The sequence below is a fragment of the Claveliimonas monacensis genome (genome assembly GCF_014982975.1).
In the GTDB taxonomy this organism is placed as follows: Bacteria; Bacillota; Clostridia; order Lachnospirales; family Lachnospiraceae; genus Claveliimonas; species Claveliimonas monacensis.
This window is the reverse complement of the sequence record NZ_JADCKL010000001.1, coordinates 16,552-30,213: the sequence shown is the minus strand read 5'-3', so window position 1 is coordinate 30,213 and position 13,662 is coordinate 16,552. Positions and strand designations below refer to the sequence as shown.

Sequence of the window (13,662 nt, the reverse complement as noted above, 5' to 3'; positions counted from 1 at the left end):
TTCTGCGGGACGCCCCGGTCTCTTTTTCTCCGGCCGGAGGCGGGGCGCGCGCCCCTGGTCCCTCTGGGTATTATCATACTCTATTTTTCCAGTTTTTCATAGACCCGAAGTAGTTCTCCCACGCTCCAGGCCTGGGCAAAGCACCCTCTGGAGGAGGTGGGGCACTCCCCGTCGTAGATCTCCGGGAGCTGGCCCGCGCACCCCTCCCTAAGGGCGCTCTCCAGCACCTCAAGCTGCTCTCTCACCAGCTCCTCTGCCCGCTCCCACTCCTTCCTGTCCCTGCTGTGGACCTTGAGGAAGGCCAGGTAGTAGGCTCCCAGGGGGAAGGGCCACACGGTCCCCTGGTGATAGGCCATGTCCCTCTCCATCATCTCCCCTCCGTAGACGGGGCGGAACTGGGGATCATCCTTCTCCAGCGTCCGCAGGCCGTAGGGGGTGTAGAGCTTCTCAAAGACGGTCTCCACCACTCGTCTCTCCCTCTCCTCATCCAGCATGGTGAAGGGAAGGGAGAGGGCCCAGATCTGGTTGCACCGGATCTGTCGGTCCGCCGGTTCCCCGGATACCAGGTCCTTGAGGCACCCCTTCTCCTCCATCCAGAACTGTTCGTTAAAAGAGGTCCTCACTTGGCCCGCCAGGTCCCCGTACTCTCCCGGGTCCCTCCCGAAGAGGGAGGCGAAGTGCTCCATAATGCGCAGGGCGCTGTACCAGTAGGCGTTGATCTCCACCGGCTTGCCGTGGCGGGGCGTGGGCAGGATATCCCCCACCCGCACGTCCATCCAGGTCACCTGGTCCAGCCCCCGCCCGGCCATGACAAGGCCGTCCTCATCCATGTGGATGCCAAAGTCGGTCCCCCGCCTGTAGGCCGCGATGATCCGCTCCATGACCGGGTACATCTCCTCTGCAAACTCCTGATCCTTCGTCCTCTCAAAGTAGAGGTACAGGCAGTTGACAAAAAGGAGGGAGGCGTCCACCGTGTTGTACATGGGCTCCCTGTCCCCCTCCGGGAACAGGTTGGGCATCAGCCCGCCCCTCTCGCAGGACGCGAAGGTGCGCAGGATATCCCGGGCCGTATCATACCGGCCTGTGGTCAGGCAGATCCCGGGGAGGGCGATCATGGTGTCCCGGCCCCAGTCCTCAAAGAAGGGAAAACCGGCCAGTATCGTCTTTCCCCCGGTGGAGGCCCGCTCCGACACGAACTGGTCCGCGCTCTTCGCCAGCACCTTGGCAATTTCGCTCTGAAATCCCGCCTGCTGCGCCAGCGCCTGCCGGCGGCGCTTCATGTCCGCTATGACCTGCCCGGCCTCCGGGAAACGGAACTCTTCCCCGGGCCGCTCCAGGTGCCAGACGATGTCCAGGACCGCCTCCTCCCCGGCGGGCACCTCCACCTGAAAGCGGTGCAGGGACACCGCCGAGCCTTGGGGCCGCCTGCCGTCACAGGCGTCGTACCGGTAGTAGTAGGTCTCCCGCTCCGGTTTTATCGCCTCCGCGCTCCCGGTTGTCCCAAAGAGCAGGTCCCCGGCCCGGCCGCTGATCCTGTCCCCCCTCAGGGCGGGCTCAGCGCCTTCCTCCATGTCCTCCCCCTTGGGTGCGAACTGGTAGAAGGGCGTCACCCGAAAGGCGCAGCCGCTCCTCCGCCTGTTGCGGATCTCGTAGCGCAGGGCGATGGTGTTCTCCCCCTGGACCATGGCCGCCTCCTTGCGGATCTCCACGCCGTCCGCCAGGAAACGCCAGACGGGGGTGTCCTCGTATGTAAAGGAGACCAGATGGCGGTACCCCTTCTCCGCGGTCCCGTCCCCCATCTCCTGGGTGGACAAAAGGACATCGTCCACCTCCTCCCGGATGCGGTGGATCAGGTTGTATCTGCTGTTGGGGGCCTTCACGCAGGCCATCAGAAAGGCGTGGTCATTCCTGGCGGCCGCCCCCGCTGCGGTGAGGGAGGAAAATCCCCCCAGCCCGTTGGTCATCAGATAGCAGCTCTCCTCACTTCTCTCTGCTGATTGAAAATCCTGTCTGCCGTATATCCATCTCATCTTCTCACTTCTCCTGCTCTCTTCTTCCAAGTACCAGCATGCTCACCGGCTCCACTTCTATCTCTCCCTCAGCCGTCTCGGGCCGCATCCATCGGAAACTGTCACGCCCGTCGGCCAGGACCTCCCACTTCCCGGCAGGCAGGCGCAGCTCCTCGCTCCTCTGCCTGCTGTTGTAGATGACCTGCACGGTGTCCCAGGGCGTCGTCCGGCAGTCCGCGCACTCGCCCCTGTCCGCCCCGGGCCGCCGGTTGTCCACAGAGAAGCCCACCAGGCCCTCCCCGGACCACTGCCCGTAGATGCGCCGCCAGGCCTCCCGGCTCTTGTCACACAGCCCGGGGATCTGTTTCCTGAGGGCGATGAGGCCCCGGTAATAGTCCACAAGCTCCCGCTCCTGCCAGGCCTTTTGCCAGTCCAGCCGGTTGATCTCTATGGGGGCGTTGTAGCTGTCCTCCAGCCCTCCCTTGGACCGGGCGAACTCCTCCCCGGAGAGGAGGAAAGGCCGGCCCTGGCAGGTCATGTAGATCCCCGCCGCCAGCCGGTACTCCCGCCTCCTGAGCCCCTCGTCCCGGGTGGTCTCGGAGAGCTTGTCCCAGAGCGTCTGGTTGTCGTGGGAGGACACGTAGCTGATGATCTGGGAGGGCGCCCTGGCTCCCGTAAGGCCGTCTCCTGCGCACCAGGCCCGGACGCTTTTGAGGATCTCTCCCTCCAGCCCCCTGCCCCCGTTTACAAACCCCGGCTCCTCTTTCTCCAGGGCGGACCCCTTGATGGCGTCCCTTGTGTCATCGCAGAACATGCCGGTCCCCGGGTCCAGACGGCGGATGTTGCTCTTGAGGGCCTGGGCCTTCTCGTCCTCCATGGCGGTCCGGTCCGCGGCCCAGGGCTCGCCAAAGAGAAGCTTCTCCCCTTTTCCGTACCTCTCGTCCAGGGCGGAGCGGATCCGGTTCATAAGATCCACGTCCAGAAGCCCCATCAGGTCAAAGCGGAACCCGTCGATGTGGTACTCCTGCGCCCAGTAGAGGACGGACTCCAGGATGTATTTGGCGCACATCTCCCGCTCGCTGGCCACGTCGTTCCCACAGGCGGAGCCGTTGGAGACGCTGCCGTCTTCGTCCACCCGGTAGAAATACCAGGGGACCGTCCTCTGGAACCAGGAGTCCAGGGAGTAGGTGTGGTTGTACACCACGTCCATGATGACCCGGAACCCCTGGGCGTGGAGGGACTGGATCATCTCTTTCATCTCCCGGATGCGCACCTCCCCGCAGGCCGGGTCGGTGGAGTAGGACCCCTCCGGCACGTTGTAGTTCACCGGGTCGTAGCCCCAGTTGAAGTCCGCCCCCTCCCCGGCCTCATCCACGGAGCCGTAGTCGTAGACCGGCATGAGCTGGATGTAGTTGACTCCCAGCTCTTTCAGGTAGGGGATGCCGGTGGGATGGACCCCGTCATTATCCAGAGTGGTGTCCGTGTGAAGGAAGGCCGTGAACTTCCCCCTGGACTCCTCGGGAAAGCCCCCGGCGGGGTCCCAGGAGAACTCCTTCACATGGAGCTCGTAGATCACCGTCTCCTCCTCCCTGGCAGGCGGGCGGTCCACCTCCCAGCCCGCGGGGTCCGTCTCTTTCAAGTCCACCGCCATGCTGCGCTGCCCGTTGACCCCGCAGGCCCGGGCGTAGGGATCAGCAGAAAAAACCGTACGCCCCTCCATCCGCAGAGTAAAATCATAGTAGATTTTGTGTAAATTTCGCTCCGTACGGTATTCCCACACGCCCTTTTCGCCCTTTTCCATGACGTGTCTCTCAAAGGCCTCCGAGCCGCTCCCCTCCCTGTACAGGTTCAGGATCACCTGGTCCGCGAAGGGGCTCCACAGGCGGAAGATAGTTCCCTCTTTGGCGGGCAGGGCGCCCAAAGCCGCGCCCTCGCACACATATGTCTCTTTAAAGGATGGATCCTGATAGATCTCTTTCCACTGTCTCGCTGTCTTTCTCATCTTGTCACTCCTTGCGCAATCCTTAAATCTATCCCTTGACCGCTCCGGAAAGTCCGTCCACATAGTACCTCTGCATGAAGAGGAACAGGGCCGCGATGGGGATAGAGATCAACACCGCGCCGGCGGCAAAGCTGGTGTACCAACTGTCGATGTACTCTTTTTGCAGCATCTGCCACAGCCCGATGGCGATGGTGTACTGGTCCGAGTTGGCCCGGCAGATCACCTTGGCGAAGATGAAGTCCAGCCAGGGGGCCATGAAGGAGGTCAGCACCGTGTAGATGATGATGGGCTTGCTTAGAGGCAGCGTGATCTTCGTGAAGATCTGCCACCTGGTGCAGCCGTCCAGCAGGGCCGCCTCGTCCACCGCGATGGGGATGGTGTCGAAAAATCCCTTGGCGATCTGGAAGGACAGCCCCGCCCCGCCGGAGTACACAAGGATCAGCGCCAGCCTGATAAGGCTCCCCTCCGTAAGACCCAGGGCCTTCAGGATGAAGTACACGGCGATCATGGACATGAAGCCGGGGAACAGCCCCAGGATCATGGCCATGTTCATGTAGGGCCTGCGGAGCTTAAACTTCAGCCTTGACAGGCAGAAGGAGACCGCCAGCACGTAGAAGGTGGAAAGGATACAGGAGCAGACGGCGATGATCAGCGTGTTCACGAACATCTGCGGGAAGTTCAGGATGGATGTATCCGTAAAAAGCTTCACATAGTTGTCCAGCGTGAAGGACTGGGGGAAGAAGGTGGACACGTAGGAACCCTTCTCCGCGCGGAAACTGGTGAGGATGACCCAGACGATAGGAAACACCCAGATCACCGCCAGCACGCCCAGCACCACATGGACGATGGAGTTGTTGATAAAACGTCTTCTCTTTGCAGAGTACATTTTCTGTCCGGCCATAGTTTAGAACCCTCCTTCTTCTTTGTATGATCTGCTGTTCCGGTATGTAAACAGGGCTCCCACCGCCAGGATGATGAAGGTCAGGATACCGATGACAGCGCCGATGTTGTAGTACTGCTTGTCGATGGTCAGCTTGTACAGCCAGGTCACGAGAAGATCCGTACTTCCGGCCGTAGACGCCAGATCCGTCACCGGGTCTCCTCCCGACAGCAGGTAGATGACGTTGAAGTTGTTCACGTTTCCCGTAAAGGTGACGATGAGATAGGGCGTCGTCACGTACAGCATGTAGGGCAGGGTGATCTTTGTGAAAGTCTGGAAGGCGTTGGCTCCGTCCACCCTGGCCGCCTCGTAGAGCTCCCCCGGAATGTTCTGGAGCACGCCGGTGAGCTGCAGCAGGGTGTAGGGCACGCCCACCCAGATGTTGACCACGATGACCGTCACCCGGGCCCATGTGGGGTCCGTGAAGAAGGGAAGGCTGGCGTCCTGGGCGATCCACCCCAGGTTCCGAAGCAGCACGTTGACAGCTCCCTCGGGCTGCAGCATGGTCCGCATGATCAGCAGGGACACGAACATGGGCACCGCGCAGGAGAGCACAAAACAGAACCTCCAGAAGCCCTTGGCCCTGGTCCCCTTCCGGTTGATGAGGAGGGAGACGATCATGCCGAAGATGTAGTTGCTGAAGGTGGCAAAGAAGGCCCACACAAGGGTCCACACAAGCACAGGCCAGAAGGTGCTGCCGATGATGCTGCCGGAGTCAAAGAGGGCCGCGAAGTTGTCAAGGCCCACCCAGTCAAAGAGCATCAGGTGATTGTCGATCTTGCTGTAGTTGGTGAATGCCATGCAGATCATGAAGATTAGGGGCAGCACGGTAAAGGCAAAGATGAACACGGCCGGCGGCGTCATGAGGAGCCTGTGCAGGTTCTCGTGGAGCAGGGATCTTAAGTCCTCCCTGAAATTATTGACGTGCCTGCCCTCCTTTGCAAGGCACTCCGCCTTGTAGGCGCTGCGCAGCGCTCCCCGCCACGCGCAGAACATGAGCAGCGTCAGCAGCACGGTGGCCACGCCGTACAGGAGGATCAGCACCGACTGGTCTCCCTCCGTGTAGGTGTAGATCTGCCTGGCCTCGTCCCACACCTCCTCCTGGGGCACCGTGCCCAGGGAGGGGAGCATGGAGAGGAAACCCGCTCCGTTCACCGCCATAAATACAATGTAGGCCACTTCGATCGCCAGGTAGATCAGTCCCTTGACCGCCTGCCCGTGGACGATATTTCCAAATCCCATGAGCGCCATGGAGAGCTTTGTCTCTATGCCGCCCTCCCTGATGGCTCTTGTGCATGTGTAGGGAGTTGGAAAATCATTGACTCTCTTTTTAAAAATTTCCATCCTCTTCACCTCATTTTCCTTCCGTTATGAAATCCCATCACTGTTCATCGCGTCGTTCATCTCTTCCGTCTGCTCCGCCGCGTTGTCGTGGGTGATGCTCCCGTTTCGGATGCCCTTGCCCATGTTCTCCACCGGCGTCCAGCAGTTGTTCATCTTTGAGACGAAGGGCTGCAGGATGGACGTGTTTTCAAATGTATTGTTCTGGGCCGCCACAAGCTGGTCCGACGCGAAATCCGGCTGAGCCAAAAGCTCTGTGCTGCAGGGGATGACGCTGCACAGCTCGTAGTGGGCCTGCTGGGCCTCCCCGGAGCCCAGGAAGACCGCCAGCTCGATGGCCGCCACCATGTTGTCGCAGTTGGGATTGACCCCGATGGCTTTAGAGCCCGCGTAGGCCGTCATCTGCACTTCCCTCCCGTTCAGCGTATAGGTGGGGAGAGAGGCCACGCCCATGTTGTCCCCCAGGGCCTCCTTCACTGCGTTGGCGTCCCAGGAGCCGGAGAACAGGGCGCTGATGCTGCCGTCCCGAAGCCCAGCGATGCCGGACCCGTCGGCGTCAATGCGGAAGTTGGGGTTGGCCTCCAGGTCGATCAGGTAGTCCGTCACCTCCCGGGCCTTCTCGCCGCCGAAATCCACCCCGGCCGCCTCGTCCGTGCCGTCCCCGAAGAGGGTGCAGCCGTTGCCTATGTAGAAGGCCGGCAGATACCAGGAGTTGGTGAAGGGGAAGGATACCACTCCCTTCTCCAGCATGGTGTCCAGGTTCTTTACGTCCTCCTCGGAAAACACCGATTTGTCGTAGTACATGAACCAGGTGTTTGTGGTGAAGGGCACACCGTAGAGGTTGTCGTCCATGGTGAGGGACGCGATCACCTCCTCTGAGTTGTTCGACTCGATCTCATCTTTATACTTTCCGCCGAATTTCGCCAGCGCGTTGGCGTCCGTCATGGTGGTCAGCGTGTCGTTGGCGAACATGAACACATCCGCGCTGGCCTCCGGGTCCTGGGATACCTGTCCTGCGGCGCTGGCCTCATCGGCCACGCCGTACACAAATGTAATGTCCCACTCCGGGTGTTCGTCCGCAAACCTCTCGCACATCGTCTGAAGCCATTCCCCGCTGTCCTTTGACTGGTCGTTGGACGGGGACCAGACCATGAGACGGACTTTTTCCGCGCCGTCTCCCCCTTCCCCGCCGGCCGCGGCGCAGCCGGTCAGTCCTGCCAGCAGCCCTGCTGTGAGCAGCAGAGCCAACCCTCTTTTCTTCATCACTTCATCTCCGTTTCTCTAAAATGTTTCGTAATGTTTCGTACTGGGTATAGAATACTCCTCTTTTATCCTTCCGTCAATGAAAATATTTCGTATATTTTCATTTTTGTCCATTTTATCCAGTTTTTAAAATGCATTTTTGTCTATATTTACTCCGCCGCTCACCCCTCCACTCCAAAACTATACGAAACTCACCTCTTTTTTCTCCGCATTGCATTGCTTTTCTGCGGGATATCTACTATAATTTCCTTACATTGTTTTTTCAGGGAGAGGAGGACGGCCCGTGGCCACTATACAGGATATTGCTGATAAACTCGGGATTTCCAAGGGGACCGTGTCCAAGGCGCTGAACGGCGCCTCCGACATCAGCGAAACTTTACAAAAAAACGTGCTGGAGACAGCCGTGGAACTGGGATACACAAAGCTGCGCCGCCCCGGCGGCCAGAGAAAGCTCTGCATCCTGATCGAGAATATGGATTACAGGGAAGCCCACCAGTTCGGCTACGAGATCATCCTGGGGTTCCGGCAGATGGCCGAACCCGCGGGCTACACGGTGGAGATCGTCCCCGTCACGGAGAAACTGCAGAAAAGCGCCTCCTACGACGCCTTCATGCTGAAGAACGACTACCTGGGAGCCTTCGTCCTCGGCTTTTCCCTGAGCGACCCCTGGATGAGGGATTTTCAGACAAGCCACACCCCCGCTGTCCTCTACGACAACTACATCATGGCCAACCCCCACACCGGCTATGTGGGCGTGGACAACAGCGAGGGCATGGAGCTGGCGGTGGAGCACTTAAAGAGGCTGGGACACCGGAAGATCGGCTATCTGAGCCACGCCCTGGGCTCCCACATCATGCAGGTCCGGCACAAGGCTTTCTTCTACGCCCTTCGCCAGAACGGGCTGCCCGCGGACTCCTCCCTTGCCGGGAGCTCCTACTACACCTCCCAGTGCATGGAAAAGCACCTGCCCCGCCTCCTAAAAGAGGGCGTCACCGGCATCATCTGCAGCCACGATCTGATCGCCAGCGCAGCTCTGGTGCAGTGCCAGCAGATGGGGCTTCGCATCCCTGCCGACGTGAGCATCATCGGCTTTGACGACCTGCCCATCTGCGCTTACACCTCCCCGCCCCTCACCACCGTGCGCCAGGAGCGGGTGCAGCTTGGCAAGAGCGGCTACTACGCGCTGGAGAGCCTGATGAACGGGGTGGCCATCGGCACGCTCCTTTTGCACGCCAGCCTGGTGGTGCGCCAGTCGACGGGCACAGCCAGAAAAAAGACGGATCCCGCCGAGTAGGATCCGCCTTTTTTCATTATGATTACACTATTTTTTCACTATTTTTCAGAGTGTCTTCTCTTACATCAGCTCCGGGATGTTCCAAGAAGCGAAGCCCGTATGTCGCGCTCCAGCTTCTCCAGCTCGGCCTCCGCCTCCTGCCGTTTCCTGCGGCCCTCCTGCTGGATGCGGACCGCCTCGCTCATGGTGCTGATCAGGTTCTCGTTCGCCTTCTTCAGCGTCGCGATATCCACGATGCTCCGCTCCGACTCCCTCGCCACGTCCAGGGTATTCTGCCTGAGCTTCTCCGAGTTCTGCAAAAGGAGCTGGTTCGTCGTGTCCGTGATATTCCGCTGCAGCTTCAGGGCCTCCTGCTGCCGGTACAGCCCCAGCGCCATGACCATCTGGCTCTTCCACAAAGGGATAGTCTCCTGGATCGCCGTCTGGATCTTGTCAGCCAGAAGCTTGTCATTGTTCTGCACGAGCCGGAGCTGGGGAGCCGTCTGGATGGCGATGGTACGGCTCGTCTTCAGGTCGTGGATCTTCTTCTCAAACTGGTTCACCGTGTCCTCAAAATCCCGGACGATCTGGGCGTTCATGGGATCGCCGCTCCTCTCGGCCTCGGCCCGCAGGGAGGGGAGCGTCTGCTCCCGCAGTTCCCGCAGTTTCTCTTCTCCTGCCGCGATGTAGAGCTGAAGCTGCCGGAAGTAGGACAGGTTTTTCTCATACATGGCGTCCAGCATGCCAATGTCTTTGAGCATCTCCATCCGGGCCTCCTCCAGTTTGCCCTCGATCCTGTCCACCTGGACTTCCAGCTTCTCGTACTGCATGAGGAATTTCTTCACCTTGGACTCCGCCTTCTTAAAAAGGCCCATGATCCCGCCCTCTTTCTCCAGGGAGTCAAAGTCCAGTCCCTCCACATTGGCGATGAGCCCGGTCATCAGCTCTCCCACATATCCTGTGTCCTTTGCGCGGACGTTATTCAGGATATTCTCGGAGAAATCCGCGATGTTCTGCTTCGCCCCGGCGCCGTACTGCATCAGCATCTGGGAGTCCGTCAAGTCGATCTGCTCCTTCAGCTCCTCCACCTTGCGCCTCTCCTCCGGCGTGAGTGAAGTGATCTGCTCCTTCAGGGCGGCCGGCGTCTCCTCCGCCGGTGCATCCTCCGCCTGTCCTCTCTGCTTTCTCAACATATCCAGGGTTATCTCTGCCATAGCCATTCTTTCCTTTCTGTTATTTTCGCCGGGTCCTTTACCGGAGCCCGTCTATGATCCGGCGCATCACATCGTAGGAGGGTACCTGCGCCACCTGGGTGATATTGTCAGCGATGCCCGGCACGCCGAGCTCCTTGTCCGATATCTCATAGTTTCCCGTGCGGAAACCGTGCTTTTCCCACGCCAGCTTCTGCACCTCTTCATCCTGCAGCCCCCGGATCAGGGTCTTCCCCGCATCGTCCAGAGCGATCAGCACATGGGCGGACCACACGGTAGGAGCCGGGTAGAGCACGACGATGTCGTCCCGGACCGACTCATACTCTTCCGGATGCAGCATGGCGTACTCGATGATCTGGCTCTCGTACCCCGCCGCAATGGGAGTGGCTCCCACGCCCATCCGCAGGAACTGGCTGAACAGATCTGAGGAGGAGGTCTCCATGTATCCAAGCTTTCCGAAGATTGTCTGGAGCTGAGGCAGGATCTCGTCCACCTTCTCCGGGGTCAGCGTCTGCCCCCCGTTCAGCACATCCGCCAGAAGGGCCGCAAACATATTGCCCGAGTTGGAGCGGGCCGGGTCTGTGGTGTCCACCGAGACTGTACCGTACAGCTCCGGCACGCCGATGTCCGCCCAGGCCGTATCATTCTGGATCAGCTCCACCAGCTTTGCCATGTCGATGTAGTTCACGTCCCCGTCCTTCGTGATCAGCCCCTGGCTGTCAAAGGCATCCAGCACCATCTTATGGGTGTAGAGGACAATGGGCGTGTTGAGGAGGATCTCGCTCTGGACCGGGCTGCCGTGGAGCTCCTCATAGTACTCAAGCGCGATGCTGCTGGACGGGAAGAGATAATTTCTCCCCTCCAGGTCCGCTGTCATCATGTCGAGGGAGCCCGCCTTGGAGTAGTCCACCTCCAGTCCGTATTTCTCTCCCAGGATGGACAGCACCTCCTCATCTTCCAGGAACCCGATCTTCTCGCCCCCCACATAGCCGGATACCGCTGTCTTTGGCTTTGTCTTCCCTGTTTCCTTCTCTTTGCCGTCCCCCGAACCGCCCGTCAGGAGGTAGATGCCTCCCACAGCCGCCATCACGCAGATCAGCAAAACAAGTCCTATGATCTTCTTCCTCATGTACTACACTCCTGTCTCCTTTTCGTTTCCCTGGCCGTCCCTTCCCTTATCACGGCCCTCCTCCTGCCGCACCTCGTACCCCTCCGAGCGGAGCGTCTGCCTGAGCAGGTTCAGGTCAGCCTCCATATCCATCAGTTCGTTCTGCATCAGTTTCTGGAACTGCATCCGGAAGGCGTCCTTGAGCGTCAGGACCGCCTCCGCTGTGTTCTGAAAGATCTTCTCCGACTCGTCAGTGAGGAGCCTGGTGTCCTGGAGCTCCACATAGTTCTCCAGCACGTTGGCCGCCGTCTCCTGGTAGTAGTCGATGTAGCGTCTGGCGGACGGGATCTTCCTCGGGTTGTCGGTCAGGAATTTCAGGATGTTTCCCGCAATGTCGATCAGTTCGGACGCGGACTGGCGCAGGCCCGGCGCCTGGATCCTGTCCGCCGCCTCCCGCATCCGCCGGTAATCGCGCCCCGCCTCCTGCAGCCTTTCATGGAGCACCTCCCCGTTCCCCAGCTTCTCGATATCGATCCGCCCGATCCGCCTCACCGGGCGCAGCACCAGGAGGAACCCGGCGTAGGACACAAGGGAGAGCCCCATACACAGAAGCATGTTCCACCCAAGCCCCACGAGGAGCACGGCGAAAAGCACAAGCGCCAGAATGGCGGAGACAGCGATGCTTACGATTTCTTTCCATTTATCTTTCATAGTACTAGTTATATCCTTTCACACTGCGGAATGCCTCTGTCAGATCCTGCGTCCCGTCAAAGACGCGGCCTCCCGTCGCCTCTGCCAGTTCTTCCAGCTGCGTGGGGTCCGCCGTCCCGAAGGTGATGGAGAACACCGGCACATCGATCCCGAGAATATCCCAGGCCTCCTGGAACGTCTGGTAATTGTAGTCTGACACGCCGTCCGTCATCAGGATGATGGCAGGCGTATACTTTTCCAGGTCGTAGGACGACGCCTCAGCCAGAGCCTGCGCCGCCGCGTTGTAGATATCCGTGCCGCCTGCGATCTGGAAGTCCGCCACCTTCTGGTAGAGCTGCGCCAGAGCCTCGTCGGAGTCGTCCGCCGCCCGCTCTATATCCAGGATCGTGTTGTCAAAGAAGATCACCTCGTTGACCTCCCCCGCATTCGCCTGCAGGAAATTCCTGCTGGCATTTTCCTGCAGCAGGATCTGGGACATGGCGTCTTTGAGCTGAGCCTCCCCGGTCCCCTCCATGCTGCCGGAGAAATCCAGACAGTAGATGTTGAGGGAGGGCTTCTTAAAGCTTGTCTGGTACAGGTTCAGCGCCTCCATCAGCACGTCTGCGTCCGGCATCTGGATGGGCGAGAGGATCCGCTCCGTGTCAACGCCCCACTCTTCGTTAAAAACCTCCTTATTCTCATCCGAGACGCCGTTCGCGCTGATGCGCCGGCCGGTCGCCTCGATCTCACTCTGGGCCTCCTTCGACAGCAGATACTGCTGCACAGCCTGGAAGGCCTCCTCCTTCTGGCTGTCCCCGTGATCCACATACCCCAGGGGCGAGTCCGCGATGGACAGGCCGTCGTAGGGGTAGACGATATAGAGCGGCTCCTTTCCCTCGCTCTCCAGCTGCCGGTTGGCGTCGATGATCAGGCACTCGTAGTTGACCATGGCGTCGTAGTCCTCCTTGAGGAACAGGTCCTTCAGCCAGTCGGAGCTGCCTGAGCTGCGCTCCACGCCGCCAAGAAGTTCCGTGATGTCAGCCCGTAGCTGCTCCCCCTGAAGGTCTTCCGCCGTCATGCCCTCCTGCTTGCCCAGAAGCGCGTACAGGAAACCTATGTAGGCGCTGGCCCCGGAGTTGGACTGGGTGGCGCTCGTCATACAGAAGCTCATCTTTCCACCCTGTATGGCGGCCAGGATGTCTTTCACAGAGACGTCTTTCCCCTTAAATCCCAGCTCCTCCGCCAGGCTATCCCGGATGCCGAAGACCACCGGCGTCATGGAGATGGACTGACTGTGCTTCACCAGGTGGTCCACATCCCCCATGGACAGCCAGATACTGCTGGCCGGCCAGACGGCGTCATACTCTTCTGCGCCGCTCTCCAGAGCCCGCATGATATCTACAGAGCCCTTGTAGTCTATCTCGATCTCCACGCCAGTTGCCTGGCTGCACTCGTCTATCACCGCCTCCAGCTCCTCGTTCTCCGAGCCGGACAGGATGCGGATCGTCCCGTCCGCCTTCATGATCTCAGCGGACGCATCCCGCTCCTTCTCTTCCGTCTTCGCCTCACCCGGCGAGCCCGCGCATCCTGTGAGCAGGAGAGCAAAAGCCAGGAATAAGGTCAGAGCTGTTCCAAATTTTCTTTTCCTCATAAGACAATTCCTTTCTTCGACCTGCGCGGCACATGCCGCTGTTTGATCCTTCTGTCTCTATTTTCCTTCATTTTGCGCATTTGCTCTATCAACTCCGGGTAAAATCTACGTAAATTCCCTGTTAAGAGCGCGGCTCCTCATGTAGGATTTCTACATCCGCGCATGGATTTACCT

General features: G+C 59.8%; 10 protein-coding genes. 1 reads left to right on the top strand and 9 read right to left on the bottom strand.

The window, feature by feature from the left end; translation table 11 throughout:
* Positions 1–80 precede the first annotated feature (80 nt).
* Genes INF30_RS00120 through INF30_RS00100 form a run of 5 tightly spaced genes read right to left on the bottom strand, consistent with a single transcriptional unit; the run spans position 81 to position 7,555 of the window.
* Positions 81–2,030, bottom strand: coding sequence for an amylo-alpha-1,6-glucosidase (locus INF30_RS00120; protein ID WP_226393846.1), 1,950 nt, complete (start codon positions 2,028–2,030; stop codon positions 81–83).
* A 4-nt stretch (positions 2,031–2,034) separates the two neighbouring features.
* Positions 2,035–4,011, bottom strand: a complete 1,977-nt coding sequence (gene pulA / locus INF30_RS00115; protein ID WP_226393845.1) for a type I pullulanase — start codon at positions 4,009–4,011, stop codon at positions 2,035–2,037.
* 28 nt (positions 4,012–4,039) lie between these two features.
* Positions 4,040–4,912 (bottom strand): sugar ABC transporter permease, encoded by an 873-nt coding sequence (locus INF30_RS00110; protein WP_226393844.1) that lies wholly within the window; start codon positions 4,910–4,912, stop codon positions 4,040–4,042.
* 3 nt (positions 4,913–4,915) lie between these two features.
* The gene (locus tag INF30_RS00105; RefSeq protein ID WP_226393843.1) at positions 4,916–6,295 is read right to left on the bottom strand and encodes a carbohydrate ABC transporter permease; all 1,380 of its coding nucleotides are present in this window, start codon (positions 6,293–6,295) and stop codon (positions 4,916–4,918) included.
* A gap of 24 nt (positions 6,296–6,319) precedes the next feature.
* Positions 6,320–7,555 carry an extracellular solute-binding protein gene (locus INF30_RS00100; RefSeq protein ID WP_226393842.1) on the bottom strand — a complete coding sequence of 412 codons (1,236 nt, stop codon included), beginning with the start codon at positions 7,553–7,555 and terminating at the stop codon, positions 6,320–6,322.
* Positions 7,556–7,838: 283 nt separating this feature from the next.
* Between INF30_RS00100 and INF30_RS00095 the strand changes: the two genes are divergently transcribed.
* Positions 7,839–8,849 carry a LacI family DNA-binding transcriptional regulator gene (locus INF30_RS00095; protein WP_226393841.1) on the top strand — a complete coding sequence of 337 codons (1,011 nt, stop codon included), beginning with the start codon at positions 7,839–7,841 and terminating at the stop codon, positions 8,847–8,849.
* 65 nt (positions 8,850–8,914) lie between these two features.
* On the opposite strand, the gene INF30_RS00090 is transcribed toward INF30_RS00095, so the two are convergent.
* Genes INF30_RS00090 through INF30_RS00075 form a run of 4 tightly spaced genes read right to left on the bottom strand, consistent with a single transcriptional unit; the run spans position 8,915 to position 13,488 of the window.
* On the bottom strand, positions 8,915–10,042 hold the full coding sequence (locus tag INF30_RS00090) for a toxic anion resistance protein (RefSeq protein WP_226393840.1): 1,128 nt from the start codon (positions 10,040–10,042) through the stop codon (positions 8,915–8,917).
* A 37-nt stretch (positions 10,043–10,079) separates the two neighbouring features.
* On the bottom strand, positions 10,080–11,168 hold the full coding sequence (locus INF30_RS00085; RefSeq protein ID WP_226393839.1) for a substrate-binding domain-containing protein: 1,089 nt from the start codon (positions 11,166–11,168) through the stop codon (positions 10,080–10,082).
* 3 nt (positions 11,169–11,171) lie between these two features.
* Positions 11,172–11,858, bottom strand: a complete 687-nt coding sequence (locus tag INF30_RS00080) for a 5-bromo-4-chloroindolyl phosphate hydrolysis family protein (RefSeq protein WP_226393838.1) — start codon at positions 11,856–11,858, stop codon at positions 11,172–11,174.
* Positions 11,859–11,862: 4 nt separating this feature from the next.
* Positions 11,863–13,488: a VWA domain-containing protein gene (locus INF30_RS00075; protein ID WP_226393837.1), complete on the bottom strand. Its 1,626-nt coding sequence runs from the start codon at positions 13,486–13,488 to the stop codon at positions 11,863–11,865.
* Positions 13,489–13,662: the final 174 nt, after the last annotated feature.